This is a genomic window from Anaerorhabdus sp., from assembly GCF_036641015.1.
Taxonomy (GTDB): Bacteria; Bacillota_I; Bacilli_A; order Erysipelotrichales; family Erysipelotrichaceae; genus Anaerorhabdus.
In genome coordinates this window covers 1-2,415 of the sequence record NZ_JAVWFO010000101.1, presented here as the reverse complement: position 1 = coordinate 2,415, position 2,415 = coordinate 1, and the positions used below count along the sequence as shown (strand labels likewise).

3 protein-coding genes are annotated in these 2,415 nt (G+C 29.0%); all 3 read left to right on the top strand.

Annotation, left to right across the window (positions count from 1 at the left end; all coding sequences use genetic code 11):
- Positions 1–924 (top strand): DegT/DnrJ/EryC1/StrS family aminotransferase (locus RR430_RS09265; protein WP_332509049.1); only part of this gene is annotated, 924 nt, incomplete at its 5' end.
- Entirely contained in the window at positions 917–1,534 is a 618-nt protein-coding gene (locus tag RR430_RS09260; protein ID WP_332509047.1) for an acetyltransferase, read from the top strand. The genes RR430_RS09265 and RR430_RS09260, both read left to right, overlap by 8 nt.
- Positions 1,528–2,415 (top strand): glycosyltransferase family 2 protein (locus RR430_RS09255; RefSeq protein ID WP_332509045.1); only part of this gene is annotated, 888 nt, incomplete at its 3' end. The genes RR430_RS09260 and RR430_RS09255, both read left to right, overlap by 7 nt.

Sequence of the window (2,415 nt, the reverse complement as noted above, 5' to 3'; positions counted from 1 at the left end):
CTAGCTCTTGAAAGTGCTATTGAATCATTAAATTTAAAAGGTGAAGTTATCACTACTCCATTTACTTTTGCTTCTACAACTCATGCAATTGTTAGAAATGGGTTAAAACCAGTGTTTTGTGATATTGATGAGAAAACGTGCACTATTGATGTAAATAAGCTAGAATCATTAATTAATGATAATACTTGTGCAATTGTACCTGTTCATGTGTATGGAAACATCTGCGATGTTGAAAAAATAGAAGAAATAGCTAAAAAACATGGTTTAAAAGTAATATATGATGCAGCACATGCTTTTGGAGTTAAATATAAAGGCGTAGGTATAGGTAATTATGGAGATATGTCTATGTTTAGTTTCCATGCAACTAAAGTATTTAATACTATTGAAGGTGGAGCAGTTACATTTAATGATGATCAATATGTAAAAGTCTTGAATAACAATAAGAATTTTGGAATATTAAATGAAGAAGAAGTTGTTTTTGTTGGTGGTAATGCCAAAATGAATGAATTCCAAGCTGCTATGGGTTTGTGTAATTTAAGACATATTGACCAAAGTATTGAATCAAGAAAGTTAGCATTTGATAGATATTATGCTAGATTAACCAATGTAAAAGGAATTAGATTGTTAGAAAACCAAGAGAATGTAACTAGAAATTATGCTTATATGCCTATAATTATCGATGGTTTCAAGTATAATAGGGATGAGTTAAAAGAAAAGTTACAAGAATACAACATTTTTAGCAGAAAATATTTTTATCCACTTATTTCAGATTTTGAGTGTTATAGAAATGAGCATAGTAGTGATGATACTCCTGTGGCAAAGCATATCGCAAAGTGTGTATTAACACTACCACTTTATGAAGGATTAACAGTTGAAGATGTTGATTATATTTGTGATACGATATTGGAGTTAGGAAATGAATAGAAAAGTTATTCTTATCGGTAATGGTGGTCATGCAAAGGTAATAGCAGATATTATCAAACTTAACAATGATGAAATAGTTGGTTTTATTGTTGATAAAGGGTATGACACTAATAACGCTCTTGGTCTAAAGTGGCTAGGAGATTTTACTGTTATTGATAGGTATAAAGAAGACTATGAGTTTATAATCGCAATTGGAAGTAATAAGTTACGTAATCAAATAAGTGAATTATATGATTTAAAGTGGCACACAGCTATCCATCCTTCAGCAATTATAGATATGACATGTATTGTAAGTGAAGGAACATGTATAATGGCAAATGCCGTTGTGAATAGTTCTGCTAAAATAGGAAAACACTGTATTATTAATACAGGATCAATTGTCGAACATGATTGTATAGTTGATGATTATTGTCATTTATCACCGAATTCAGTTATTTGTGGAAATGTTCAGCTTGGAAAAGAAGTACACTTAGGAGCTGGTGGTACAGTTATAAACAACATATCTATTATTGATAACGTTATTATTGGTGCAGGATCTTGCGTAGTTAAAGATATTGTTGAATCAGGAACATATGTTGGAGTTCCAGCTAAAAAGGTAGAAAAATGCTAGTTTCAGTTATAATGCCAATGTATAATGGTGAAAAATATATTAGACCATGCCTAGAAAGTATCCTTAATCAAACGTTTAAGGATTTTGAAGTCGTAATTATTGATGATGGTTCAACAGATAACTCTGCTAGTATTGTTAAAGAATATGCAGAAAAGGATAATAGGATTAAATATCATTATCAAGAAAATCAAACTGCTTGTGTTGCATTAAATAATGGAATTGAATTTGCTAAAGGCGATTATATTACTTTTGCAGATAACGATGATTTAATTGAACTAGATACGTATGAGAAAGTTGCTTTATCTTTTAATAATACAAATCCAGATATTGTTGTTTATGGATATTCTCAGGATTTTATAGATGAAAACTATTCAACTAAGAATGAAATAAAATATTCATATGCGGATTCATTGGAGAAGATTCAGTTATCAATTATTAATATATTCCAAAATGGCTTATTCCATCCATTCTGGAATAAATGGTATAGACGATCAATTATTATGGAATCTAATGTTAGATTTGATAAACGATATAATTCGATGGGGGACTATTCATTTAATTGTAGACTGTTTCCATTTGTTAAAAGTATAGAAACATTAGATTTTATCGGATATCACTATTTAAAAAGAAATAGAGATAGTTTAGTTGCTTCTTTTGTAAAAGATATGGTTCCATGTTTTATGGAGAGAAGAAGAGTAACTAAGGAATTATTTGATTTCTTTGACTTATGGAAATATAAGGAAGCAAATAGTTATTATGCTACTCAGTATTATTTTGAATCAGAAGACTTTTTAATTAATTTATATAAGAAAAAATGTGATTTACCAAGTAATGAAAGAAAAAAATATATAAGTGATTATATATTAGATGATATATCTAAG